This window comes from Ruegeria sp. CDSB114, from assembly GCF_059611025.1.
Genome location: NZ_JBXWOT010000004.1, coordinates 114,161 through 135,954, shown reverse-complemented (window position 1 = coordinate 135,954; position 21,794 = coordinate 114,161). Strand labels below are relative to the sequence as shown.

General features: G+C 54.6%; 22 protein-coding genes and 2 pseudogenes. 6 read left to right on the top strand and 18 right to left on the bottom strand.

What is annotated here, in order from left to right; genetic code table 11:
- From AC2FIP_RS12075 to AC2FIP_RS12060, 4 genes are read right to left on the bottom strand one after another with little or no spacing between them, the layout of a single operon-like run.
- The gene (locus AC2FIP_RS12075) at positions 1-561 is read right to left on the bottom strand and encodes a hypothetical protein (protein WP_496786579.1); all 561 of its coding nucleotides are present in this window, start codon (positions 559-561) and stop codon (positions 1-3) included.
- The gene (locus AC2FIP_RS12070; RefSeq protein WP_496786578.1) at positions 558-1,157 is read right to left on the bottom strand and encodes an SCO family protein; all 600 of its coding nucleotides are present in this window, start codon (positions 1,155-1,157) and stop codon (positions 558-560) included. The genes AC2FIP_RS12075 and AC2FIP_RS12070 overlap by 4 nt, the downstream gene beginning before the upstream one ends.
- Positions 1,157-2,617 carry a cbb3-type cytochrome c oxidase subunit I gene (locus AC2FIP_RS12065; RefSeq protein ID WP_496786577.1) on the bottom strand — a complete coding sequence of 487 codons (1,461 nt, stop codon included), beginning with the start codon at positions 2,615-2,617 and terminating at the stop codon, positions 1,157-1,159. Before AC2FIP_RS12065 ends, AC2FIP_RS12070 begins: the two co-directional genes overlap by 1 nt.
- On the bottom strand, positions 2,618-3,127 hold the full coding sequence (locus AC2FIP_RS12060) for a cupredoxin domain-containing protein (protein WP_496786576.1): 510 nt from the start codon (positions 3,125-3,127) through the stop codon (positions 2,618-2,620). It abuts the gene before it with no gap.
- A gap of 106 nt (positions 3,128-3,233) precedes the next feature.
- Between AC2FIP_RS12060 and AC2FIP_RS12055 the strand changes: the two genes are divergently transcribed.
- Positions 3,234-3,698 carry an RrF2 family transcriptional regulator gene (locus AC2FIP_RS12055; RefSeq protein WP_496786574.1) on the top strand — a complete coding sequence of 155 codons (465 nt, stop codon included), beginning with the start codon at positions 3,234-3,236 and terminating at the stop codon, positions 3,696-3,698.
- A 184-nt stretch (positions 3,699-3,882) separates the two neighbouring features.
- On the opposite strand, the gene ccoP is transcribed toward AC2FIP_RS12055, so the two are convergent.
- The 7 genes from ccoP to AC2FIP_RS12020 are packed head-to-tail and all read right to left on the bottom strand — an operon-like array spanning position 3,883 to position 8,704.
- Positions 3,883-4,755 carry a cytochrome-c oxidase, cbb3-type subunit III gene (ccoP, locus tag AC2FIP_RS12050; protein ID WP_496786573.1) on the bottom strand — a complete coding sequence of 291 codons (873 nt, stop codon included), beginning with the start codon at positions 4,753-4,755 and terminating at the stop codon, positions 3,883-3,885.
- A complete protein-coding gene (locus AC2FIP_RS12045) occupies positions 4,746-4,913 on the bottom strand; it encodes a cbb3-type cytochrome c oxidase subunit 3 (protein WP_496786572.1) in 168 nt (55 codons plus the stop codon). The genes ccoP and AC2FIP_RS12045 overlap by 10 nt, the downstream gene beginning before the upstream one ends.
- A complete protein-coding gene (ccoO, locus tag AC2FIP_RS12040) occupies positions 4,910-5,641 on the bottom strand; it encodes a cytochrome-c oxidase, cbb3-type subunit II (protein ID WP_496786570.1) in 732 nt (243 codons plus the stop codon). The genes AC2FIP_RS12045 and ccoO overlap by 4 nt, the downstream gene beginning before the upstream one ends.
- Positions 5,642-5,647: 6 nt before the next feature.
- Complete coding sequence (ccoN, locus tag AC2FIP_RS12035) at positions 5,648-7,267, bottom strand: cytochrome-c oxidase, cbb3-type subunit I (RefSeq protein ID WP_142637651.1); 1,620 nt, start codon at positions 7,265-7,267, stop codon at positions 5,648-5,650.
- Positions 7,257-7,547, bottom strand: coding sequence for a TehB family protein (locus AC2FIP_RS12030; RefSeq protein ID WP_496692023.1), 291 nt, complete (start codon positions 7,545-7,547; stop codon positions 7,257-7,259). The genes ccoN and AC2FIP_RS12030 overlap by 11 nt, the downstream gene beginning before the upstream one ends.
- Entirely contained in the window at positions 7,548-8,288 is a 741-nt protein-coding gene (locus tag AC2FIP_RS12025; RefSeq protein WP_496786568.1) for a DUF2189 domain-containing protein, read from the bottom strand.
- Positions 8,285-8,704: a group III truncated hemoglobin gene (locus tag AC2FIP_RS12020; RefSeq protein ID WP_496786567.1), complete on the bottom strand. Its 420-nt coding sequence runs from the start codon at positions 8,702-8,704 to the stop codon at positions 8,285-8,287. Before AC2FIP_RS12020 ends, AC2FIP_RS12025 begins: the two co-directional genes overlap by 4 nt.
- Before the next feature lie 141 nt (positions 8,705-8,845).
- Between AC2FIP_RS12020 and AC2FIP_RS12015 the strand changes: the two are divergent.
- Positions 8,846-8,944 (top strand): annotated as a pseudogene (locus AC2FIP_RS12015) (IS6 family transposase); the annotation flags it as partial.
- Between the two features lie 60 nt (positions 8,945-9,004).
- On the opposite strand, the gene AC2FIP_RS12010 reads toward AC2FIP_RS12015, so the two are convergent.
- Positions 9,005-9,958, bottom strand: coding sequence for an AraC family transcriptional regulator (locus tag AC2FIP_RS12010; protein ID WP_496786565.1), 954 nt, complete (start codon positions 9,956-9,958; stop codon positions 9,005-9,007).
- Between the two features lie 139 nt (positions 9,959-10,097).
- Here AC2FIP_RS12010 and AC2FIP_RS12005 point away from each other — a divergent pair, with 139 nt between their 5' ends.
- The 4 genes and pseudogenes from AC2FIP_RS12005 to AC2FIP_RS11990 all read left to right on the top strand — a co-directional run bounded on the left by AC2FIP_RS12005 (position 10,098) and on the right by AC2FIP_RS11990 (position 12,210).
- A complete protein-coding gene (locus tag AC2FIP_RS12005; RefSeq protein ID WP_496705635.1) occupies positions 10,098-10,622 on the top strand; it encodes a DUF4142 domain-containing protein in 525 nt (174 codons plus the stop codon).
- Entirely contained in the window at positions 10,622-10,969 is a 348-nt protein-coding gene (locus AC2FIP_RS12000; protein WP_496786564.1) for a cupredoxin domain-containing protein, read from the top strand. Before AC2FIP_RS12005 ends, AC2FIP_RS12000 begins: the two co-directional genes overlap by 1 nt.
- Before the next feature lie 67 nt (positions 10,970-11,036).
- Positions 11,037-11,144, top strand: a pseudogene (locus tag AC2FIP_RS11995) (integrase); the annotation flags it as partial.
- 274 nt (positions 11,145-11,418) lie between these two features.
- Positions 11,419-12,210, top strand: coding sequence for an inositol monophosphatase family protein (locus AC2FIP_RS11990; RefSeq protein ID WP_496701367.1), 792 nt, complete (start codon positions 11,419-11,421; stop codon positions 12,208-12,210).
- A 575-nt stretch (positions 12,211-12,785) separates the two neighbouring features.
- Here AC2FIP_RS11990 and AC2FIP_RS11985 read toward each other — a convergent pair.
- The 6 genes from AC2FIP_RS11985 to AC2FIP_RS11960 all read right to left on the bottom strand — a co-directional run bounded on the left by AC2FIP_RS11985 (position 12,786) and on the right by AC2FIP_RS11960 (position 21,743).
- Positions 12,786-13,859 carry an ABC transporter ATP-binding protein gene (locus tag AC2FIP_RS11985; protein WP_496786563.1) on the bottom strand — a complete coding sequence of 358 codons (1,074 nt, stop codon included), beginning with the start codon at positions 13,857-13,859 and terminating at the stop codon, positions 12,786-12,788.
- Positions 13,856-16,072, bottom strand: coding sequence for an ABC transporter permease (locus AC2FIP_RS11980; protein ID WP_496786561.1), 2,217 nt, complete (start codon positions 16,070-16,072; stop codon positions 13,856-13,858). Before AC2FIP_RS11980 ends, AC2FIP_RS11985 begins: the two co-directional genes overlap by 4 nt.
- Entirely contained in the window at positions 16,073-17,098 is a 1,026-nt protein-coding gene (locus tag AC2FIP_RS11975) for an ABC transporter substrate-binding protein (protein ID WP_496786560.1), read from the bottom strand.
- Between the two features lie 477 nt (positions 17,099-17,575).
- Complete coding sequence (locus AC2FIP_RS11970) at positions 17,576-19,603, bottom strand: oxidoreductase (RefSeq protein ID WP_496786559.1); 2,028 nt, start codon at positions 19,601-19,603, stop codon at positions 17,576-17,578.
- A gap of 389 nt (positions 19,604-19,992) precedes the next feature.
- Positions 19,993-21,279 carry a TRAP transporter large permease gene (locus AC2FIP_RS11965; RefSeq protein ID WP_496786557.1) on the bottom strand — a complete coding sequence of 429 codons (1,287 nt, stop codon included), beginning with the start codon at positions 21,277-21,279 and terminating at the stop codon, positions 19,993-19,995.
- Positions 21,276-21,743: a TRAP transporter small permease subunit gene (locus tag AC2FIP_RS11960; protein ID WP_496786556.1), complete on the bottom strand. Its 468-nt coding sequence runs from the start codon at positions 21,741-21,743 to the stop codon at positions 21,276-21,278. The genes AC2FIP_RS11965 and AC2FIP_RS11960 overlap by 4 nt, the downstream gene beginning before the upstream one ends.
- Positions 21,744-21,794 lie beyond the last annotated feature (51 nt).

Sequence of the window (21,794 nt, the reverse complement as noted above, 5' to 3'; positions counted from 1 at the left end):
TTACACTCCACAGCTTGCGCAGCTGGTCGCGCTCGACCTTTGGCCACTTGGAATTCCAAACAGGATCGGGATAGCCCAGAGACAGCTCAAGCCAGCAGCGAGGTAGAGAAAGGCCATGCCCAGATCCTTCTGAGCCGAGACCAAGTAAGAGTTGCAGATCCTGACAGGTGCATGCGTGTACAGAAATCCCAGCACGCCCAGCATCGACAACGCGTTAGCCTTCAGAAACCCCCTCAGGACCGGGTCCAGCCTGGGCCAGGACACCCTTAGAGGAACGCCCAACAACAGTGGCAAGCTTAGGTATTTGGCAATTTCGCCCGTCGATGTCAGCGCCCAATCGACATTTCGCGGAAGCATCCAGAACAGAAAGACGGTTAAGGCGACAAGTAGCAATGGAACCGCCCATTCTTGCCGAACCTGCCTGTTCCAGGCCAACAAAACCCCGGCCAAAACCAGCAATGGCATCTGAACCAAGACATGCTGGATCGGGCTTTCAATCACCGCATAACGAAGTGCGACAGCTTCAGCAGCCGCAAGTAATGCAAGGCCAAGCAACTTCATGAGCTGTGCTCCTCCAAATGGGTTAGAACAGCGTCGATCGCATCGGTATCAAACACCGCCGAAAATCTGCCGTTGCTGTCAATCGCATGGATCGCGGCATTGTGCTGAAACCCGCCCCACTCATCCGGGATGACGGTCACGTCAAACAGCTTCAACAATGCCGGTAATTCTTCCGGTCTCGGCCGCGCGACGGTCCACATATTGCCGTCCGCCTCATGGGCATCTCCATAAACTGCCATCTGCTCTGGCGTGTCCCGCACGGGATCGAAACTGACCGAGATCATCCGGACGGGCACTTCGCGCAGCTCCAATTGATCCCGGATCTCGGCAAAATCCGCCGCTGCAACCTGGCAGATGTCGCCGCACACAGTGTAGATAAACTCGACCAGAACCACCTCTTCCCCTTGCGGCGACAGGGGCAGCAACTGACCTGACATATCTTCCAATTGCAGGGCCGGAACTGGACGTGGTGCGCGCACCACGTCCAATCTCCGTGCGGCTTCGCTGGTGAATGCCTGCCCTCCGTCTGTGGCATGCCAGAGCATTCCCAGGCCCATGATTGCGACCAGAACCGATGGAAGAGCGCGCGCCATCATCAGCCGTTACTCCGCCCAAGACGCAAAACAAAGCGCAAAACAAAAGCCAATGTTGCCAACACGATCAGCACGCTGAACAAAGTGCCTATACGGTCGTGCATCAGCCATTCTTCATAGTGCACTGCCCAGCGACGTGGGATCGAAGCCGCGCCAGAGAAAAGAAACACCGTCACAAACCCTGCGGCACCCGCGAGGTAGGTCACAAAGGCGACACGGTCCAGCCCGCTCATCTGGGCGATAGTTTTACCGCGAACCAGCCAGGCCATGAAACCAAAGGCCATCGCCACCTCGCCCAGCAGCAGGTAGGTGTGAAAATGCCCCGGGACCCACATAGTGTTGTGCATCACCTTGTTCACGCTGATCATTCCATCGATCGACGCGGGGATTGAGCCAACCGCCCAGCCTGCCACGGACAGAACCAGCAGCGAGGACGTCAGATCCCAGGTCATTTTTGAGCCGCGCACGTAGAGGAATGTGGAAAACGCCGTGACCGCGATGAGGGGAATGCCGCTGAAGTACGAAACCAATTGCCCGACCACCAGCATCCAGGGTGGCATGACGACATCTTGCAGCAGATGGTGCCAGTAAACAGCCATCACGAAGATCAGTACCGCATTCCAGGCTATCGCAAACAGACGGTTCGATTTCCAAGGCTTGCCGGTGTATTCCGGCAGGATTTCATAAACCGCAGTCACCGCCATATAGATCGAGGCATTGATGAAAACGTGGCCAAAGAAATAGATCAGGTTCTTGGCCAGCAGCGCATTAACTTCAAATCCCGGTACCAGCAGATGGACAAGGCTTGCCACCAAAACCGCTGCGCCCAGGATGATTCCGATCGAATTGAATATGGTCACCGCCGCCGCTGCAACGATGGTTGGTGGTGGAGGATTGTCGTCCTCTCGCCCGAGGATCAGATTCCAACCTAGCGCCCGGACAAGATTGCCATAGCGGGCATGGATCTGGCGGCCAAGCTCGAGGTAATAAAGCAGAAAACCAACGCCAATTGAAACATATCCAAGCATGAACGCAGCAGCCGCGCCCGCTTCCCACGCTCCGCCTGACATCGCGGGCAACGGAAACAGGAATGTCCATGCGCCGCCATATCCGCCGATGAAGATCGAGCCTAGGATCAGGACAACACCCAACAGGAACAGGGCAAGGAAAGCCCAGAAAATTGCAGCTGTCAGGACAATGTGACGTCCGCAAAAATACCACATGATCGCGGCGCCAGACAGCGCCGCTGTACCGACCATTCCGGCACCATGGGCCGTCAGGAGCTGATAGAACAATGCAGGATCCACTTCGATCCATTGACCCTGCGCGGCGCGCATTATCAGGCCAAAGACCATCATCAAGGCAAAAACCACGCCTGAAAGGATCATCGTGAGCTTGACTGCTCCGGTTTGAGGTTCAGCGGCGATTGATTTCCCCGCAAAAGGTTCAGATGCAGTGCTCATTCAGTCCTCCACCGCGACGACTTCGAATTCGTTGACCATGTCCTGATGTGCCACTCCGCAGAACTCCATGCACAGGATCTGGTAGGAGCCCGGATCATCGAACGTATACGTGACTTCGGTTGTGTAGCCCGGGATCACCTGGACCTGCGTCAGAAGGCGAAGGTCTGAGGTGTAAATGCCCAATCCGTGGGTAACGTCTTCGGTCGTGGCGCTAAAATTTATGGGTATTCCAGCGGGGATCTCGACGGTGTCGATATCCCACCACCACTGCCCGCTGGTGATAGAGACGGTCAAGGCGTCGTCTTTGCTGGCTACGGCATGCGGCCACGGTCGCAATGTGCCAACCGCAACAATTACGCCGACAATCGTCATTGCCCAGATCAAGCCCGAACGTTTCGAGTTGGCCTTGGGTCCGGGTTCCGGCCCATCAGAAGCCCGCACGGCCAACCAGAAGACAAGTGACAGCACTGCCATCAGGATCAGCGAGATCAATAACACAACGGGCTGCATGAGCCATCTCCCTTATTAGGTATCTTGAATACCTATTATAAAGGTAAGAAAAAGATGTCAATAAAATAGGCATTTTCAAAGCCTATTTTTTATGGGAAGAATAACTATGCAAATTACCAAGTTCTCCGACTATGCCCTGCGCATCCTGATCCATCTTGCCACCCACGAAGAAGGGTTGATGTCGACGCGTGAGATCGCGGCTATGCAAAACTTGCCCTTTAATCACCTGGCCAAGATCTCGCAGTGGCTTACACACGAGGGCTATGTAGAATCCACGCGTGGGCGCAACGGTGGCATGCGTATGGCCCTACCTCCCAATGCGATATCGATTGGCGGCCTACTAAGAAAATCTGAACGCGGCACACCTTTGGTGGAATGCATGAAGGAAGACGGCGGCTGTTGTGTAATGACGCCCGCTTGTGGATTGTTGCCAATTCTGAACGAAGCTCAGGAGGCGTTTTTTGCTGCCTTGGACAGCAAGACATTGCAGGACGTTTTAGAAGGAAATCGTGGAATGAAAAACTTGATCCGAGCGCTAGAAGTTAGTCATGCACTGGCTTCAGGTCATTAATACGCAAACTGAAATCGTATAAACTCACTATTTTCATTTAGCTGCGCCCGGCACGACACCTACAATCGCCTGCCCTTCCCATGCCTCGAATGCCATGGAAAGGTGCCATGCCTTGAACCCGATGTAGCCGACCAGAAGGGCCAGTATCATCAGATACATTGCCCTTCGGAATCGTGGATTTTCTTCAACTTGGTGCATCTTCTGCATTCCACAGTAGATACAACGTGAGCATTCGAATCTGGGCGTCGCTCAGACGTCCTTCCCACGCAGGCATCACACCTTGCCGACCGTGATAAATGCTATGGTAAATCTCATCCCGGTCGCCTCCATAGATCCAGCGTTCATCACCCAGATCGGGCGCGCCGATTTCATAGCCCCCGCGCCCGTCATCGCCATGACAGGCCGCGCAGTTTTCTTCGAAGATCAATCTACCGGCGCCAGCCGCCGTCGCATCATGCTGCTTTCCAGAGAGGGCCAAGACAAATTCTGTAACCTCTTCAACCTGCTGCTTTTCGATCATGCCGTCCGCACCGAAGGCAAGCATCTGTGCAATCCGTGTATCGTCATGCTGCGCATTGATCCCATAGCGTATGGTCGCCTCAACCTCTTCCGGTGCGCCTGACCACAGCCAATGTCCGTCTACCAGATTGGGAAAACCGGGCTGCCCTTTCAGATCATTCCGGTGACAAGCGGCACAATTGTCAGCGTAAAGCTTGGAAATCGACGCGCTATACCTTGCCTCAAGCGCGGGGTCGGCGGCCAGTTCCTCGATATCCCCGGAAGCGAAGGGCGCGAACGTCATCTCTCGATCTGCATCAGCTTGCAGAAGTGCCGTCGTAACTTCTGCGCGCGAGGAATAGCCAAGCATTCCCTTCGCGTAGTTACGCACACTCGGGAAAGATGGATAAAACACCCAATACAGCGCTGCTATGATGATACTGATCCAAAGCGCCCATCGGGCAGCCCAGGGAACGGGTGTGTCCAACTCTTTGATACCGTCCCATTCGTGGCCTGTCAGATCGGTGCCGGAAACGGGATCTTTTTCTTTCAACGACATGGCTGATCCTCCCGGCTGTCGAGTGGGGATTGGGCGGCATGGTCGTAAACCTTCCGGCGCGAGGGCCAATAGGTCCAAATAGCTGCAGCTAAAAAGACGACCAGCAGGTAGATTGCGCCCCAAGTCTTGGAGAAAACGAGAACCGTATCATGTGTCATCGTTGAACATCCTCAAGGTTTAACGAGTCCAGATCGGCCAATGTGCCAAGAACCTGAAGATAAGCCACAAGAGCATCCATTTCCGTCAGCTTGCCCGGTTGTCCGTCATAATCCCGAACCTGAACGTTTTCGCCGTAACTTTCTTGTAATTCTCCTTCAAAGTACTGCTCAGCATCCGCCTGCCATGCAGCGTCCTTTTCGGCGTTTTCGATCTGGGCGTCCGTATAGGGCACACCAGCTCGGCTGAGCGCTGTCAGCGAGGCAGGTAAATGTCCTGTCCCAAGGCGCGCCTCGGACAGAAACGCATAACCCGGCATGATCGACCCCTCGACCAGCTCTCGCGGCGCTTCCAGATGCGCCACATGCCACGCGTCAGAGTATTTACCGCCAACTCGCGCCAAGTCCGGCCCTGTACGTTTCGAGCCCCATTGGAACGGGTGGTCATACATGCTTTCGGCGGCCAGGCTGTAGTGCCCATAGCGTTCGATGTCCGACCGTAGGGTGCGGATCATTTGACTGTGGCAGGCATAGCAGCCCTCGCGCACATAGATATCGCGCCCGGCTAGTTCCAGCGGAGTGTAGGGCCGCATGCCGTCGACTTCTTCCACCGTGTTTTCGATGGTGAACAAAGGGGCGATTTCAACAATGCCACCGATTGATGCAACCAGCAGGATGGCCATCGCAAAGCCAAGTGAGTGGCGTTCAAGCTTTTGGTGTTGTGTACTCATGGGCTGCTACTCCGCCGGCTGGACCAAAGGTCCGGATTGCCTGGTCTCGGTTTGCCGCGGCCCACTGACCGTCATGTAGATGTTGTATGCACCGATGCACGCACCGATCAGATACAGCAGCCCCCCGATCGCACGGGCGACATAGTAAGGATGCATTGCGATCACACTGTCGAGGAAGGAATAAAGAAACGCACCATCCGCATCATAGGTCTGCCACATCAGCGATTGTGTGATGCCACTGTTCCACATAGCGCCGACGTAAATCAGCGTCCCGCTCAGGGCGAGCCAGAAGTGCCATGCCTCCAGCCGCAATGAATACACGCCATCTCGTTTCCAAATCCAGGGCACCATTTTATACATGGCACCAAAGGTGATGAAGGCGACCCAGCCCAACGCCCCCGCATGTACATGGCCGACGGTCCAATCCGTGTAGTGGCTCAGCGAATTGACCGGACGGATCGCCATGAACGACCCTTCGAATGTCGACAGTCCGTAGAACAGAATCGCGACCATCATAAACCGGACCGCCGGATCCGTCCGGACCTTATCCCAGGCCCCGTTGATCGTAAGGATGCCGTTGAACACAGAGGCCCAGCTGGGGACCAGCAGGATGATCGACATGGTCATGCCAAGGTACTGAACCCAGTCCGGTAGTGCAGTGTAGTGAAGGTGATGTGAACCAGCCCAGAGATACAGGAAGGTGATCCCCCAGAAGCCAACAATTGACATTCGGTAAGAGTAGATCGGCCGGTTCACAGCTTTGGGCAAGAAGTAATACAGCATCCCTAGGAACCCGGCGGTCAGCAGGAAGCCAACAGCATTGTGCCCATACCACCATTGCGTCATTGCATCCTGTGTGCCGGAAAACAGCGAGTAGCTTTTGGGATAGGCGATGGAAACCGGAACCGAGAGGTTGTTCACCGTATGCAGCATCGCGATGACGACGATGAAGGCCAGGTAGTACCAGTTAGCCACATAGATATGCGGTTCGGCTCGGCGAGAGAGCGTCTTTAGGTACAGACCAAGATAACCAACCCAGACGATCAGCAAAACCAGATCCATATACCATTCCGGTTCGGCATATTCCTTGGATTGGGTGATCCCCAAGGGGTAGCCGGTCGCCGCAAGGACCATGAACAGATTGTACCCCCAGAACACCATCCAGGGCAGCGATTCACTGGCCAATCTGGCGCGCGAGGTACGTTGGACCACATAAAACGATGTCGCGATTAACGCGTTGCCGCCAAAACCAAAAATCACGGCAGATGTATGAACCGGGCGCAACCGGCCGAAGTTCGACCAGAACATATCGCCGTTCAGTGCTGGAAACGCCAACTGCCAGGCGAGGATATCGCCAACCGTGAACCCTATGATTGCCCAAATCAGCGCGGCGATGACACCAAACCGAATGACCTTGTCATTGTATTCTAAAGGGATGTCCTTTGGAGCCTCGCTCAAACGGTTGATCATCCACATCAACCCCCAACCAGCGGCTATTGCGATCAACCAACCATGCAGCACGTAGGCGGTAGGAACCCCCCAACCAAGTATGGCTACGCCACCGACAAAGATCAAAGCAAGGGCACACAGGACGGCAGCATCCTCAAGAAAACTCTCACGCTGCATCGGGCGCCTCCTGCCGGTGGAAGCGTACTTCAAACTCGACTTCGCCAATCGGATTCACCGAATGAGTTTGCTGTGGTGCGAACACAGCAGTATCCCCTGCGCCCAGAACTAGGTCATCCTTGTCATCCCGGCACAGTAGAAGCTGCCCATGTTGCACAGCCAATTGACCCCAGACACCCGCTTTGGTGCTGTGATCTTTGCGTAGCTTTTCTGGCAATGTCTCATGCGTGAACCGCGAGGTCGCATAGTGCACCACGCCTTTTGGAAGCGCTTCAGTCATTTATGCATCTCCATGAAAAAGCTCGGCATAAGCATGCCAGGTCGCGTACCCGAGCAATGGGAACACCACGACCAAACCCAGTAGCCCGGACAGTATTCCAACCAAAGTCAAAAGAGTGATGATGGCTCCCCAGCACAAGCAAAGCTTGAAGTTGTGAGTGGTGGCGTTGAAGCTGAGCCCCATAGCCGAGAAGCCATCGATCTTGCGGTCGATCAGCATTGGCAATGAAAACGCTGACACCGCAAACCCTAATGCCGCAAACAGCCCGCCAACCAATGATCCTGCGATCAACAGCGCCCATCCTGATGGCGTAGTAATCAGCAAAAGCAGCGTATCTGCGAAGCTTGAGAATGGGCGCAGCCCGTAGACTATGGCGAACATAACTGTGGCCGCGCGAATCCAGATTAGGGCAAAAACCATCAGTATGACGCCCACCAACGTAATCTGACCCGTGGCCGCACTGAGCCCTGTTTTACCGCTTGCTACGGAATAAAGACCAATCGTTGCAAGTGGTCCGACCAAAACGCCGCCAGCTAGCAAAGGCAACAAAACCCAACCAAGATCGTTGAGCATCAGGGCCGCAACGCAAATCCACCCCAGAACTACGAGTGAACCACCGTAAAGCAAGGAATATCCCGGGTTGCGTTTCACGTCGCCCCAGCCCGACTGCAGCCAACGTTTGACAACGCGTGCGGGAGGATCAGAGATGACCTGAGCTTTGGTATAGACAGAGACCGTCATGACAACACCGGCGGAGCGTCAGCCTCTCGACGAAAGTTCTCAATTCCGAATGACAAGCCCTTACCGATCCTCCTGGCCAAATGTGAGAACGCTTCGGCGGTTGCAGGTTTAAGGGCTTTTTTTGCGGTGTCTTCGAACAGGTCGAGCCACAGGCGAAAATGTTCTGGCAGGATTTCAGAGTTCGCCAGGTGAACCTGCATCGGGTTACCCGAATAGCCTGTCTCTCGTAGAATGGCGCCGCGCCAAAAGGCTGCGATCTTTTCTTCGTGTTCCGGCCAATCTTCGATTGCCCTGTCAAATACCGGCCCCAGATCAGGATGCACTCTGATGCGCGCATAGAACCGGTTGACCAAAGCCGCGATTTCATCCGCTGTGATGTCAAACATATGTGGCCGAATTGGCATGGTACGAGTCATCGGATCTACCTTAACGATACGCCTCACTATCTGCGCACTATAATAGGCATTGTCAATACCTATTATAGTGTGAATGGTACGACCTACATCAAGGGGAAAGGCGCGTGGGTCTATCTTTACCCAGCCGTCGGCATCCACAGCAAAACGCTCGACGGAATAGAAGTGGTGCACATAATCCGCAAAGGACAAATCACGCCCGGTGTCTGTCCGTTTCGGCAATTTGCGGAGCTGGCGGCTTAGTCCGCCGGTACAAAGATATCACTGTGGCAAGTTAAAACTTCGCAACAGATCCCGTCCGGTTTATTGCGCCGATGATAACGTGATTTGCCGACGGAAGCCGGCAGGTGAGAGGCCAATTTCCCTCTTGAAAACGCGTGCAAAAGCAGAATCCGATGCGTATCCAGCACGTTCTGCCGCATCCGAAACAGAACTTGATGGGTCAGTAAGACAGCGTTTGGCGATCTCCAGCCGCCAAGCTGTTACGTATTGCATTGGCGACATCGCCATCTTTTTCTGAAACTGAACCGCAAAGTTTGTTCGTGACATGCCTGCAATGCGCGCCATTGTTTCTATCGTCCAGGATGCGCTTGGATCCTTGTGAAACGCGTCAAGAGCCCGGGCCAGATGGTGATCAGAGAATCCGTTCAAGCCCCACCTCGAGGATTCGTCACTTTCCACAAACGAACGTATGGCCTGCGCAAGAATGGCTTCTGACATTTTCAAAGCAATGAGATCGCCACCGAGGCGAAGACCCCCGGCCTCATCTCCGATCATGCGCAGTGTCGCCTCCATCCATTTTCCAGCGGATTCCCCGTAATTCCTGAGGTGAATGATCGGTGGAAGGCGTTCCAACAGTATATGTTTTGCATGAGGGTCGAATGAAAAATGGCCGCAGATAAGTTGCGTGTCACGTTCATCGCCATCGCCGCCGTAAACCAGAACCCCAGTTCCAGTGTATCCCGACCGCTCGATTACCGTGTCCAGCGGCAAAACTGCATCTCTCGTTTCAGCCGCGCAGTACAACTTGTGTGACGCGCCATGCGGAACAATCAACAGATCGCCCTGCTCCAGCGCCACCACTTTTTCATATCCTTCAACTTCGATCAGGCAATTACCCCTATGAGCAAAATGAAATCGGGCGACGTTTTTGAACTTGGGAACTTCAATCCCCCAAGGGGTGGTCAACGAAGTTCGAAAATAGAGCGCGCCTTGAACAGACAGTTTCGTAAGAATATCGCTAAGCAAATCAAGCATGCATTTTCATCGCAGTATTTGGCGTTTTTGTACAGCAGCTTGAACGATCTGCACAGAAAATCGAACGTTCCCGCATATATCTCACTTCCCGGTTCGGATTACTCCTATTGCCATCGTAACACTCAGTGGAGTCTCCAAAATGAAGAAACTGATTTCCGCATTTGCTGTGGCACTTGCCATGACTGGCGCTCAAGCCTCTGCGCAGGACGTCGCCGAGATGAGCGATCTCGAATACGCTCACATTGCCTATACGGCCGATAACATCGACATTCGGTATGCCTATCTGGCGCTGGCTTTGTCGTCGAACCCCGACATCCATGAATTCGCAAACACGATGATCCGCGACCATACTGCCGTGAACGAAGCGGCCTTGGGCCTGCTCGAAAAACTGGGCGTGTCAGCGCAGGACAATGCGTTCAGCCAAACGCTGAATGCCAATGCCGAAGAGATCATCGATGGCTTCGTCAAGCTGCGTGGAGCAGAGTTTGATGCCGCTTATGCAGCCAATGAATTGGCCTATCACCAGGCGGTGAATGATCTGGTGGAGAACACAATGATCCCCAATATCGACAATGCCGAGGTGAAGGCTCTGTTCGAGCAGGGACTTGAGATCTTTAAAGCCCATGAAGGCCACGCCGAAATGATGGTCGAGGCACTGCAGTGATGGAAAAAGCCCATTCACGCCGTCGCGTAATGGTTGGAGCGGTCGCATCGGCGGCCGTTCTCGCTTTAACCCGAACGCGGGCCCTGGCGGCAGAACCACTAGTCCACGAAGTCAGCATCAAAGCATTCGCATTCACGCCAAAGCTTCTGAACGTGTCTGTTGGTGATACCATTCAATGGACCAATGAAGATCTGGCGCCACATACGGCCACGGCAGATGAGTTCGGATGGGACACTGGGGAGATCCCAAACGGTGTCAGCGCCAAAGTTGAGGTTACTAAAGGTATGGAAACAAAATATTTCTGTGCGTTTCATCCACATATGAAGGGAACAATAGTGATCATGTGATTTGACTCATTGGATCGACTGAACGAAAGCGGACTATGATGCAGGGCGCAGCATATGGAGCTTTGGGCTTCGCGCCTTCCAGCTTCTGTTGGGGCACACAAAGATGGACAGCACGGTCAGGTATCTTGGTGTTGAACTTGAAGATGCCCTGGCTATTGCTGAAGCCATTGAAATACAATATCTCTGGGCCGCTCTCGCAGGCAGCCCGATGCGGACCGTCATCGCAACTTCAAGTGCTGCGATGCAGTGTTCTCAAAATCCGGCGATGGTCACGAGCAATATGCGACTTCACTGCACGGAAGTGAATGAGTGCTTTAATTGGCATATTCTTTCGACAGAAACTCGGGCGACTCGAAGAAAGTGGATTTCTGTCTGGCAAACACTGTTTTGTGTTCTGACACCCCATCCACTAGGGATGGTGTTGCATTTAGCAGGAAGTGAGCCGACCTATGCATAACATCATTGCACGAAGAAACTTCGCCGTTGCGGTAGCAGAAGAGGCAGGCGCGCTTGCACTAGAGTATTTTGCTTCCAGAGATACCTTGGTCATTGATCAAAAAGGCGCGCAAGACTGGGTCAGCGAGGCGGATCGCAACGTCGAAACCTTCATTCGTCAAAAGATTATGAACTCTTTTCCCGATGATGGGATTTATGGCGAAGAACACGCGGAAAAAGCTGGCTCCAGCGGTTTTGACTGGGTGATCGATCCGATTGATGGGACAACGAACTTCGTCAATGGCATTCCGGCCTGGACGATTGTCTTAGCGGGCGTCTCAGACAGTCAGACGCAGGTCGGCGTAATTTTCGAGCCAAACGTTGGTGAAACTTACGTGGCGGTCCGAGGCGAAGGTGCCACTTTGAATGGACACGCCATGCAGGTTGCCTCAAGCGTGGAACTTGCAAGTGGGACCGTCTCAATTGGCTATTCGAACCGGGTCGAAGCATCAAAGGTCATTCCGGTGATTGCGGCCCTTATCGAACGTGGCGCTCTCTATCATCGCAATGCAAGCGGTGCGCTTTCGCTGGCCTATGTCGCGGCGGGACGTCTATTGGGGTACATTGAAGAGCACATGAACGCCTGGGATTGCCTCGCCGGTCAGTTGATGATTGCCGAAGCAGGTGGCGAGATCGAGGATCAAGACGCCGACGGGATGATCCGGGACGGTGGTCGCGTGATCGCTGGTACACCGGCCGTGTTCGAGACCTTGAAAATGATCTGCGACGACGCTTGGAACGAATGACGTCGTTCAGGCAATCGGGCTCGACCCGAATTCAGGTTGAAGAGTATTAATATCCGCACGCCAGAAGTGGCCCAGACCAGGTTGAACAATCCGACGATCGATTTTCTGCCCTGCAAGATGGCATCAAAGCAGTGTTCCGACCGCGCCGTGGGTTAAAATGGCCAAGTCTCTTCTGTCGTGGTTTTTGACGATTGACAGGACTGTTCGAACGATACGCAGTTGCGCGGCATGGGCTGTTTCCCAACTGCAGAAGCTGGACTTGGGTGCCTTGAAGAAGGTGTCAGCGGCGGACCTCGAATATCGAGGGACGAAGGGATCCGGTAGTGCTTCGGTCGTTCTCACTCAATCCAGGCTCGGAATTCGCGACCAGCCCCAAAGGCTTTGCAAGGATAGCGTCTGTTTCGGACGCTTTTCGCTCGGTACTGGACCAGATATCTGTCGCGCTAGACATGGCCTTACTTTGTGAAAATGTGTCGGCTCGGGCGCGGCCGATTTCACTCAAACCCCATTCGGTGACCGGTGTCTCTGGCTCAAGGACGACCTCCGGTTGAGAGACGGCTAAAAGTTTACCCACGTCACCCTTCCGGCAACAGAACGGGGCCACGTTCGGCAAAAGACATTTTGACTTCCGAGCCGATTTCCAGTGGCTCGTCCACGTCGTCCTGCACAGCAAATACCTGCCCGAAGGCACCGGCCAGAGTGTACTCCATCCGCACGCCAACATAGGTCGCCTTGGCAACTTTGGCCGGGATGCCGATATCAGATCCAATCAATATCCGTGACGGGCGCACGGCCAGCGTTGCGGGACCAGGCGTTAGGCCACGAGAGGGGAGCGCGTGTTGATAGCCCTCGATTTCGATCGTGGCTAAATCGCCTTTGACGGAAAGAATCGTGCAACTGATCAGGTTAGCCTCACCAATGAAATCGGCCACGAACCGGTCAACCGGCGCATCATAGAGTTTACGCGGCGTGCCGATCTGTGCGATGGCAGCGTTGCGCATGACGACAATCTCATCTGAAACGGCAAGGGCTTCTTCCTGATCGTGAGTCACATAGACGACGGTCAAACCGAGATCTTGCTGAATGGCGCGGATATCTTCGCGCACCTGGCGGCGCAGTTTTGCATCGAGGTTTGAGAGAGGTTCGTCAAAGAGCAAAACCTGTGGCTCCAAAACCAATGCACGAGCGACAGCAACACGCTGTTGCTGCCCGCCGGAAAGTTCGCTTGGCAAACGATTGTCGAAGCCCTTCAGGCCAACCAAGTCTAACCCATGCAGCGCGCGCGATCGGGACTCGCGCTTGTCAAAGCCGGAAAAGGTCAACCCATACATGACGTTCTCTAGCACGCTCATATGCGGAAAAAGCGCGTAGGATTGGAATACCATCGACACGTCACGGTCGGTAGCAGGTAATTTGGTCACGTCTCGGTCGCCGATCAGAATTCGGCCCGAGGTCGCCATTTCCAGACCTGCGATCATGCGCAACGTCGTCGTTTTGCCGCAACCAGAAGGGCCCAAAAGCGTCACCAACTTGCCGGCCTGGACGTGTAGATCGATGCTGTCGACAGCCACCACATCCCTGCCGAACACTTTCGAAACCCCCTCGAAACGAACAGGCGCGGCCTTACTTGCTATAGTCGTTTCGGTCATGTCGTTTTCTCTGCTCCGAGTTGTGTACGTCGCCCAATCTGAACACGGCCTACGAGGATTTGTAACATCCCGACTGCCGCCATCATCACGAAGATCAGCGTTGTGGAGTATGCGATTGCAAGACCGTAATCGTTGTTCTCGACCCGACCGATAATGTAGCTGGTGGCCATGTCATACTCGGCAGAAACGAGGAATATCACCGCCGAAATTGCCGTCATTGCCCGGACAAAGCTGTAGACCAGCGCAGCCAGAATGGCCGGCCGCAAAAGCGGGAGGATCACACGCCTGAAAGTCTGCCAGGAATTTGCACCGAGCGTCAGCGAAGACTCGTCAAGCGACTTGTCTAATTGTGACATAGACGCAATACCCGCACGAACCCCAACCGGCATATTGCGGAAGATAAAGCTGACCACAAGGATAACGCCCGTGCCAGTGATCTCGATCGGCGGCACGTTGAATGCCAGGATATAGCTGACGCCAATAACCGTGCCGGGAATAGCGAAAGAGAGCATCGTGCCAAACTCAAACGCATTCTTTCCCGAAAAACTTTGCCGTGTCAGCAGATAGGCAGTGACCAACCCCACGGCGGCCGTCAACGGTGCGGCAATGGCAGCAATGGTGATTGTGGTCCAGAAACTGTCCCAGGCGGCTCCGGTCCAGCGAATACCTTCTTCTTCGAAGCGAACCGAAAAGGCTGTGACGTAGTGCTTGAACGTCAGCGAGTTATCGACGCCCCACAGTTCGACGATACTTCCATAGATGATCATCCCGTAAACCACGGCAGTGAAAACTGCCCAGGCAATTGCAATGCCCAGAACCGGTATGGCAAGGCCCTTTGGCATCAAGGGATGTACACCCGCGTCGCCTTTGCCGGAAACGGTGGTATAGCTCTTTTTCCCCAGCCACGCGCGCTGCGCATAGAAGGCGGAAAGTGTGAAGAACAAGAGCACCATGGCCAGAACAGCAGCACGGCCCTGATCGTACTGCGCTCCGACGATGGCAAAGAAAATCTCGGTCGACAGCACATCGAAATTCCCGCCCAAAACAAGCGGGTTGCCAAAATCGGCCATGGATTCGATGAACCCCAGCAGAAAAGCATTAGCCAGGCCCGGGCGCATCAGAGGCAGGGACACAGTCTTGAAGGTTTGCCAACGATTGGCTCGAAGGGTTTGGGCGGCCTCCTCCATAGAAGGTGACACCCCTTCGACCACCCCGATCAAAACCAGAAAGGCGATCGGCGTAAATGCCAGAGTCTGAGCGATTAGCACCCCGGGCATGCCATAAAGCCAGCGCGTAGGCTGCACACCAAAGATCTCGGCAACAAATTTGGTGACCGAACCGGAAAGCCCAAACAGCAGGATCAGTGCAAGACCAATCACGAAGGGCGGTGTGATAATCGGCAAAACTGTCAACGCGCGCATCCCGCGTTTAAAACGAAAACCTGACCGTGTGACGACAAGCGCGAAACAAAGGCCAAGCGCGGTTGTGATGAAGCCCACAAGAACTGCAAGAAACAGAGAGTTCCACGCGGCCCCGCATTTGGCACCGGCAAAACAGCCCAATCCCCAAAGTCGGTCATCAAAGAATTTCGAGGCAAATACCGAAACTGAATAGGCACCATCTTCGGTAACGAAGGCGGCAAACAACATCTTCGCAATTGGAAAGAAAACGAAAATTGTAACAATGGTGATTACGCCACCAATAGCGCTGACGACGAAAACGTCGCCATTTATTGCGCCGCGGGCCGCAATACCCTGAGTTAAAAGGAACAGGAACGCTGTGGCGCAGATCATCGCGCCGTATCCCATGCCGAACTGGCGGATCTTCGGCTCTCCGAACAGCGCCTTCATCCAGTCGAAATTGAACCCGCGAATGCCAATTGAGAACCCTTGCGCAATCAGCCAGCCAAAACCCAAGGCACCAGCCAAAATCAGGATACGTGCGTATTGTGGATCGGACTTCGGTTTGCCGAGTATCAACAAAGGCAAGGTAAGCGGGACCAAAAGCGGCGTAAGCCACAGCTTTTCGCCCTGTCCGATCAGGAAAGCGGCGGGCGCATAATCTTCATCGAACGGATATCCATCGACCAGCCATACGAATGACCAAATGCCATCCTCCACCATGAACCATGGCAGCAGACAGAAACCGACCCACCCGGCAACAATCCAGAAGATCAGAACCGGGTGGTTCGTTTTTGGTGTGGTGTCAGTCACTTACTGTGGCAGTACTGAGACCTCTTCGTCCCATTTCTGCAAGAGACGCTTGCGTTCGTCAGACGAGCCGTACTTTTTGAAGTCATAGTCAATAAGCTTGATCTGGCTCATGTCAGGTGCGCTTTCAGAGGTTTCCGCATTTTTGCTGGACGGAACCTGGAAGGCGTTAACCTCAAGCGCAAGGTTCTGGGCCTCGGGGCTGAGCGCCCAGTCATAGAACTTTTTAGCTTCTTCTTCATTTCGAGCGCCGTCAATGATCGACATCGAGCCGATCTCATAGCCTGTGCCTTCGCATGGGGCCACGACCTTGACCGGAAAACCTGATACGGCCTGCTTGACCGCATCATGCATGAAGACGATGCCGATGGTGTTCTCACCCCGGCCGGCGGCCTTGATTGGGGCTGAACCCGACTTGGTGTATTGGTTGATATTCGAATGTAGGCCCTTCATGAACTCAAAGCCGTCGTCTTCGCCAAATATCTGAACCATCGAGGCAAGCGTCGTATAAGCGGTGCCCGAGGAATTCGGGTTCGCCATTTGCACGTGCCCTTTATACTCGGGCTTCAGCAAGTCTTTCCAACATGCGGGCTCGGGCAAGCTGTTCGCGGCCAAGAGGTCGGAGTTATAGCCGTAGCCGAGTGCGCCTGAATAAATTCCGATGGTCTTGTTTCCTGCACTTTCAGCCTGCGAGATCGCCCAGTCGTGAAGCTGGTCACGCATCGGCGACACGTACTCCATCGTCAAGCCTTCTTCGGCGGCTTGCAAATGGGGATCACCGGTACCGCCCCACCATACATCGCCTTTAGGGTTAGAACTTTCCGCGCGAATTTGTGCAAACGTCTCGCCCGAGGACTTGCGGGTCATATTGACGTCTATACCGGTTGCATCCTCGAAACTGCGCGCCATGAGTTGACACCAATCTTCCTGTGCCGAGCAGTAAAACGTCAGCTTCTCAGCTTGGGCCGCAGTTAGCGAAGCCGCAAATGCTATCAGCGATCCCGCCAGCGTCGTCGTCAGATTTTTCAATTTCTTTCCTCCCCTATGTGTCGTGCCGAAATTCCCAGCGCGATACTCGTCAATTCGTCGTTAGTGGCGGTCGCTCTAAGTCGCTAGTTGATCTAATTGCGTTGGCCAGATCAACATCCGACCAGCCTCCCAATGACAGAAGCAATCTCAACACTGTACTGCTGGTTCTGCAAGAAAATTCAACGAGCATTGGTTTTTGCACCGTTGGGTATTGAACCGCCAAGCCTGTTTACAGCACCAAGTTTGAGTATCGGGAGCGTATTTTGATGCCGCATTGTTTAGGCAGCCCTTTGCTGAGGCGGCCGCTTCCTCCAGCGTAGAGCAAGCATCGTATTTCGAACTTAAGATCTGCTTTTCGTCTGCAAACTAGGTCTCTGTGCGAGTGCTGCGAACTTCTGCTTTCCTGAAGGTTTTTCGATGCGGGCCGAGGTACAGCTTTGCCTTCGCCGCAACTGATGAAAATGCTCGAAGCGCAGCTCAGGCTGAACAGCAAATACGCATAGCGTCGAGAATCGCGGCGTGCATATTGCGGCCTGCGATCGCGTCACCAATTCGGGCCAGATAGAACTGGCCATCCGGCTCGTCTTCCCTGAACGGGAATGAACCATTGATCAGCGCCTTGTGATCAACCTGCCCAAGGTTTCGCGAACTTGGCTTTAGATCGTGATAGAGCGCGTCCGTCGGAATAAGACCTTGCTCGACAACCACGTGGTCGACAAGACGCTTGGTGATATCACCGGTCAAGACATTGCGCAGGCTGGCGCACACCCGGTTTCCCTCTTGGCTTAGAGCACGGAGTTCGTGGAGGCAGGTAAAGGTCACCCCGTTGGCTGCCAGATCGCGCAAAGCAACGGCAGAGGTCGTTGGGCCAAGGTCATGCAGAATCGCCCGGTCGGGGGTCACAAGTTCGACGCTGTGGCCAGCGCCTGCCAACATGTCGGCAGTGACTGCCGCGGGATGGTCTCCAATCTCGTCGAACAATAGAACTTCGCCCGAGACACGCGCTTCTCCGGACAGAACCTCCCAACTGGAGAGCGCCAGATCGCCGCCCGGAATGGATACTGGCTCGGGCCATCCTCCGGTAGCAACAATGACTAATTCCGGGGCTTCTCTAAGCACGTCACCGGCCTCGACATAGGTATTCATGCGAAGATCAACACCAAGGGTGGCAACCTCGGAAATCAACCAATCGGCAACACCCCATATCTGCCTGCGTGTCCCGCCCTTGGCTGCCAAAACAAGCTGCCCCCCCAGCCGATCTGACGCCTCGAACAAAACCACATCGTGACCGCGCAAGGCACTGACCCGCGCTGCCTCCAGCCCGCCAGGTCCGCCGCCGACGACAACCACCTTCCTTCGGGTGCGGCTGGCAGGAATGACATGGGGTAAAGTTTGCTCCCGCCCGGTGGCGGCATTGTGTCCGCACACGGCGGGCTTGCCCTGATTGACCCGGTCCACGCAATACCCGAGGCCGACACAGGTACGGATACGATCCTCTTCCCCGCGTGCCAGTTTTGCCACCAAATAAGGATCAGCCATTTGGGCGCGCGTCATGCCCACCAGATCGACATGGCCGCCTGTAACCGCGTGGCGAGCCGTTGCAATGTCTGCGATGCCGCCTGCATGCAGGATCGGCAGGTTGACGGCTTCGCGGATGCGTCCGGCCACAGTAATATGCGGAGCGGCTGGCAGACCCATAGGGCGCACCCATTCAGCAAGGCCAAGGTCATCGTAGGGCGCCCCGATCAGGATGTTGAGCAGGTCGACATGGCCACTATCTTCCAGCATCCGGGCGGCGGCAATGCAGTCCTCGGCGCTCAGCCCGCCCTCAATCAACTCATCGCCGGTGATGCGCATGGACAGTATGAACTTCGGACCGACCTCGGCGCGCACCGCATCCAATACCTGCAGGGTCAGGCGCATGCGGTTCTTCAACGTTCCACCAAAGGCATCGTCGCGTTGGTTGGTGAGTGGAGACAGAAACTGGCCCAGCAAATGCGAGTGGGACAGAAGCTCGATCCCATCGAACCCGCCCCGCTGACAACGTCGCGCCGCAGCGGCATAATCGCCGATCACTCGTTCAATGTCCTCTTGTTCCATTGCTTTGGGAAAGGCGCGGTGCGCGCGTTCGCGAACGCCGGACGGGGCAATAACCGGCAACCAATGCCCATCATCCCAAGCAGTGCGGCGTCCCATATGAGTGATTTGACACATGATAGCGGCCCCATGCAGATGCACGCCATCCGTGAGCTTCCGAAACCAGGGAACGATACTGTCGTCGCCGGCATAAAGCTGGCCGAATACCGAGGGGCTGTCGGCAGCGATATTCGTCGATCCTCCGATCATTGTCAGGGCGACGCCACCCTTGGCCTTTTCTTCGTGATACAGCCTGTAACGGTCTCGCGGATGACCATCTTCGACGTAATTGGGCGCGTGAGAGGTGCTGACGATACGGTTGCGCAGCGTCAGGTGCTTGAGCTGAAACGGATCAAGTAGTTTCGCCATGATCAACTCCCTTCGGTAATGACACCGGTCTAAAAACAGCTCCGGGTCGGGCCCGTTTGACAGCTTCTGTGACTGACAACGTTCGCTGTCAAAGTTATGCTACTTGGGAAATACGGGGAGAGAGTTCACTGTTTCCGACGCTGATCCACAAAATGACGACCAGACCAAGAAAGGTGGAACGTCACTGACCTTTGGCTCAATTGACAGCCAAAACCTCAATGAGTCGGAGGATCACGTCATTCAATTCTGACCTAAACGCCGGGCATTTCTGACCCAGAAAGTATACGGTTAGTGTCTCAAATGAGCCCTAGCCATGGGGTCCAATCCTACTGAGACATGGCGTTAAGGATGAAAAGGGTAATACTCAAGGAGTTTCATGAACGCGTTGCTTAGCCGACGAACCCCGCCGCCTCGGGAAGCCACGTGGATAAAGGTGGGAATGCAAAGACTAGGATCAGGCCCAGAAGCATCAGCGCTGCATATGGTAAAGCCCCGCGAATGACATCCGACAAGGGAGCTTTGGCAATACCCTTGATAACGAAGAGGTTCATCCCCACGGGAGGTGTGATCAGCGCAAGTTCGAGGTTGATCATTAGCAGGATGCCGTACCAAATTGGATCGATCCCCAATGCCAGCATGACAGGAAAAACGATTGGCGTCGTGATCAGGATGATCGAGATGGTCTCCAAAAACATGCCCAGCACCAGAATGAGCAGCATAACAGCTATGACAAACATGGCGGGGCTGAGGCCGATTGCCGTCACTTGTTCGACGATCTCAATGGGCAGGCGAATAATGGTTACGGCGTGACCAAACAGCGCCGCAGCAGCCAGGATCATGAACAGCATCGCCGTTGTGCGTACAGTCTCAAACGCAGTCACCCAAAGGTCGTTCAGACCGAAATTGCGGTAAACAACTACGCTGATGAACAGCGCGTAAAGGCAGCCAATAGAAGCTGCTTCAGTGGCCGTAAATACTCCGAGGTAGATCCCGCCCAAAACCACCGGTGGCATCAACAAGGCCCAGATCGACTGTCTCATACGTGACCAAATAACGCCCATACCTGCAAATGGTTGAGAGACAACTGTGCCCCCAAACCCAGCGCTGACCATCGCCCAAACCGCGAATATGACAGCCATCATGATACCCGGCACCAACCCGGCTAGGAAAAGAGCTCCGATCGAGGCCTCGGTTACAATGGCATAGAGAATAAGAGGCCCAGAGGGAGGAATTAGAATCCCGAGCGTACCGCCCGCTGCAATCACACCGTAGGAATAGCTGGGGCTGTAGTTGAAGCGCTTCATCTGCGGGATAGCCGTCGAGCCAATAGTAAGTGCTGTGGCTACAGACGAACCGGAAATGGCTGCGAATATGGTGCAGGAGAGGATCGTGGCGACCCCAAGTCCACCACGCAAATGGCCGACCATTGCATTTGCTGCATCGTAAAGGTCCTTAACCACGCCGGCACGGATCATCACGTGTGCCATGAAAGCAAACATCGGTATAGCCGTAAGAAGTCCGTTGTTCAGCTTGGCAAACACCGTATCAGCCGCGCTGTTCACGTTGCCTTCCGTCAGCATCATTATGATTAGAGATGTAAGCCCGAGCCCGGCAAAGATTGGCATACCCGTGAGCAAGAGGACAATCAGACCAGCCAAAATAAGAAAAGTCATCATGGTCGGCGCACCGTCAGAAGCGTAAAGATGCGAGCCAGAGCCGCAAGGATTAGTATCATCATGCCGATGAGTAGGAAGCCTTGCGGAATCCACATTTGAACGCTCAGATACCCGTCTGAATAGATCCCAAAATCGTATGAGAACTGCACCATAATCACTGCGCTGTAGAGAACAGCTGCAGCGACCAGGATCACACCAATCATCCCCCAAACCTCAACCAGCCATTGAGTGCGAGGTCCGGCGCGTTCAGTCAGCAGGTCGACCCCGAAGTGTTCGCCGCGCAAGAGTACCTCGCCTGCTCCGAGGGCCACCATGGCCACGACGATAAAGCCATTGAGTTCGTCAGAAAAAGTGATCGGTGTTCCAAGGACATAGCGCATGAAAACGCTGTAGCTCACGACCCCGAATACGATGAGTACAAGCAGCGCGGCAACCCCTGCACCGGACAGCGTAACCAAACGCACCGCGCGCTCCACCCCTGAGACCGGCAAGGCCTCAGCGGTGTCAGTTTCATG

Coding starts and splice junctions, on each gene's coding strand:
- AC2FIP_RS12075 (WP_496786579.1), bottom strand. CDS start 561: ATGAAGTTGCTTGGCCTTGCATTACTTGCGGCTGCTGAAGCTGTCGCA.
- AC2FIP_RS12070 (WP_496786578.1), bottom strand. CDS start 1,157: ATGATGGCGCGCGCTCTTCCATCGGTTCTGGTCGCAATCATGGGCCTG.
- AC2FIP_RS12065 (WP_496786577.1), bottom strand. CDS start 2,617: ATGAGCACTGCATCTGAACCTTTTGCGGGGAAATCAATCGCCGCTGAA.
- AC2FIP_RS12060 (WP_496786576.1), bottom strand. CDS start 3,127: ATGCAGCCCGTTGTGTTATTGATCTCGCTGATCCTGATGGCAGTGCTG.
- AC2FIP_RS12055 (WP_496786574.1), top strand. CDS start 3,234: ATGCAAATTACCAAGTTCTCCGACTATGCCCTGCGCATCCTGATCCAT.
- ccoP (WP_496786573.1), bottom strand. CDS start 4,755: ATGTCGTTGAAAGAAAAAGATCCCGTTTCCGGCACCGATCTGACAGGC.
- AC2FIP_RS12045 (WP_496786572.1), bottom strand. CDS start 4,913: ATGACACATGATACGGTTCTCGTTTTCTCCAAGACTTGGGGCGCAATC.
- ccoO (WP_496786570.1), bottom strand. CDS start 5,641: ATGAGTACACAACACCAAAAGCTTGAACGCCACTCACTTGGCTTTGCG.
- ccoN (WP_142637651.1), bottom strand. CDS start 7,267: ATGCAGCGTGAGAGTTTTCTTGAGGATGCTGCCGTCCTGTGTGCCCTT.
- AC2FIP_RS12030 (WP_496692023.1), bottom strand. CDS start 7,547: ATGACTGAAGCGCTTCCAAAAGGCGTGGTGCACTATGCGACCTCGCGG.
- AC2FIP_RS12025 (WP_496786568.1), bottom strand. CDS start 8,288: ATGACGGTCTCTGTCTATACCAAAGCTCAGGTCATCTCTGATCCTCCC.
- AC2FIP_RS12020 (WP_496786567.1), bottom strand. CDS start 8,704: ATGACTCGTACCATGCCAATTCGGCCACATATGTTTGACATCACAGCG.
- AC2FIP_RS12010 (WP_496786565.1), bottom strand. CDS start 9,958: ATGCTTGATTTGCTTAGCGATATTCTTACGAAACTGTCTGTTCAAGGC.
- AC2FIP_RS12005 (WP_496705635.1), top strand. CDS start 10,098: ATGAAGAAACTGATTTCCGCATTTGCTGTGGCACTTGCCATGACTGGC.
- AC2FIP_RS12000 (WP_496786564.1), top strand. CDS start 10,622: ATGGAAAAAGCCCATTCACGCCGTCGCGTAATGGTTGGAGCGGTCGCA.
- AC2FIP_RS11990 (WP_496701367.1), top strand. CDS start 11,419: ATGCATAACATCATTGCACGAAGAAACTTCGCCGTTGCGGTAGCAGAA.
- AC2FIP_RS11985 (WP_496786563.1), bottom strand. CDS start 13,859: ATGACCGAAACGACTATAGCAAGTAAGGCCGCGCCTGTTCGTTTCGAG.
- AC2FIP_RS11970 (WP_496786559.1), bottom strand. CDS start 19,603: ATGGCGAAACTACTTGATCCGTTTCAGCTCAAGCACCTGACGCTGCGC.
- AC2FIP_RS11965 (WP_496786557.1), bottom strand. CDS start 21,279: ATGATGACTTTTCTTATTTTGGCTGGTCTGATTGTCCTCTTGCTCACG.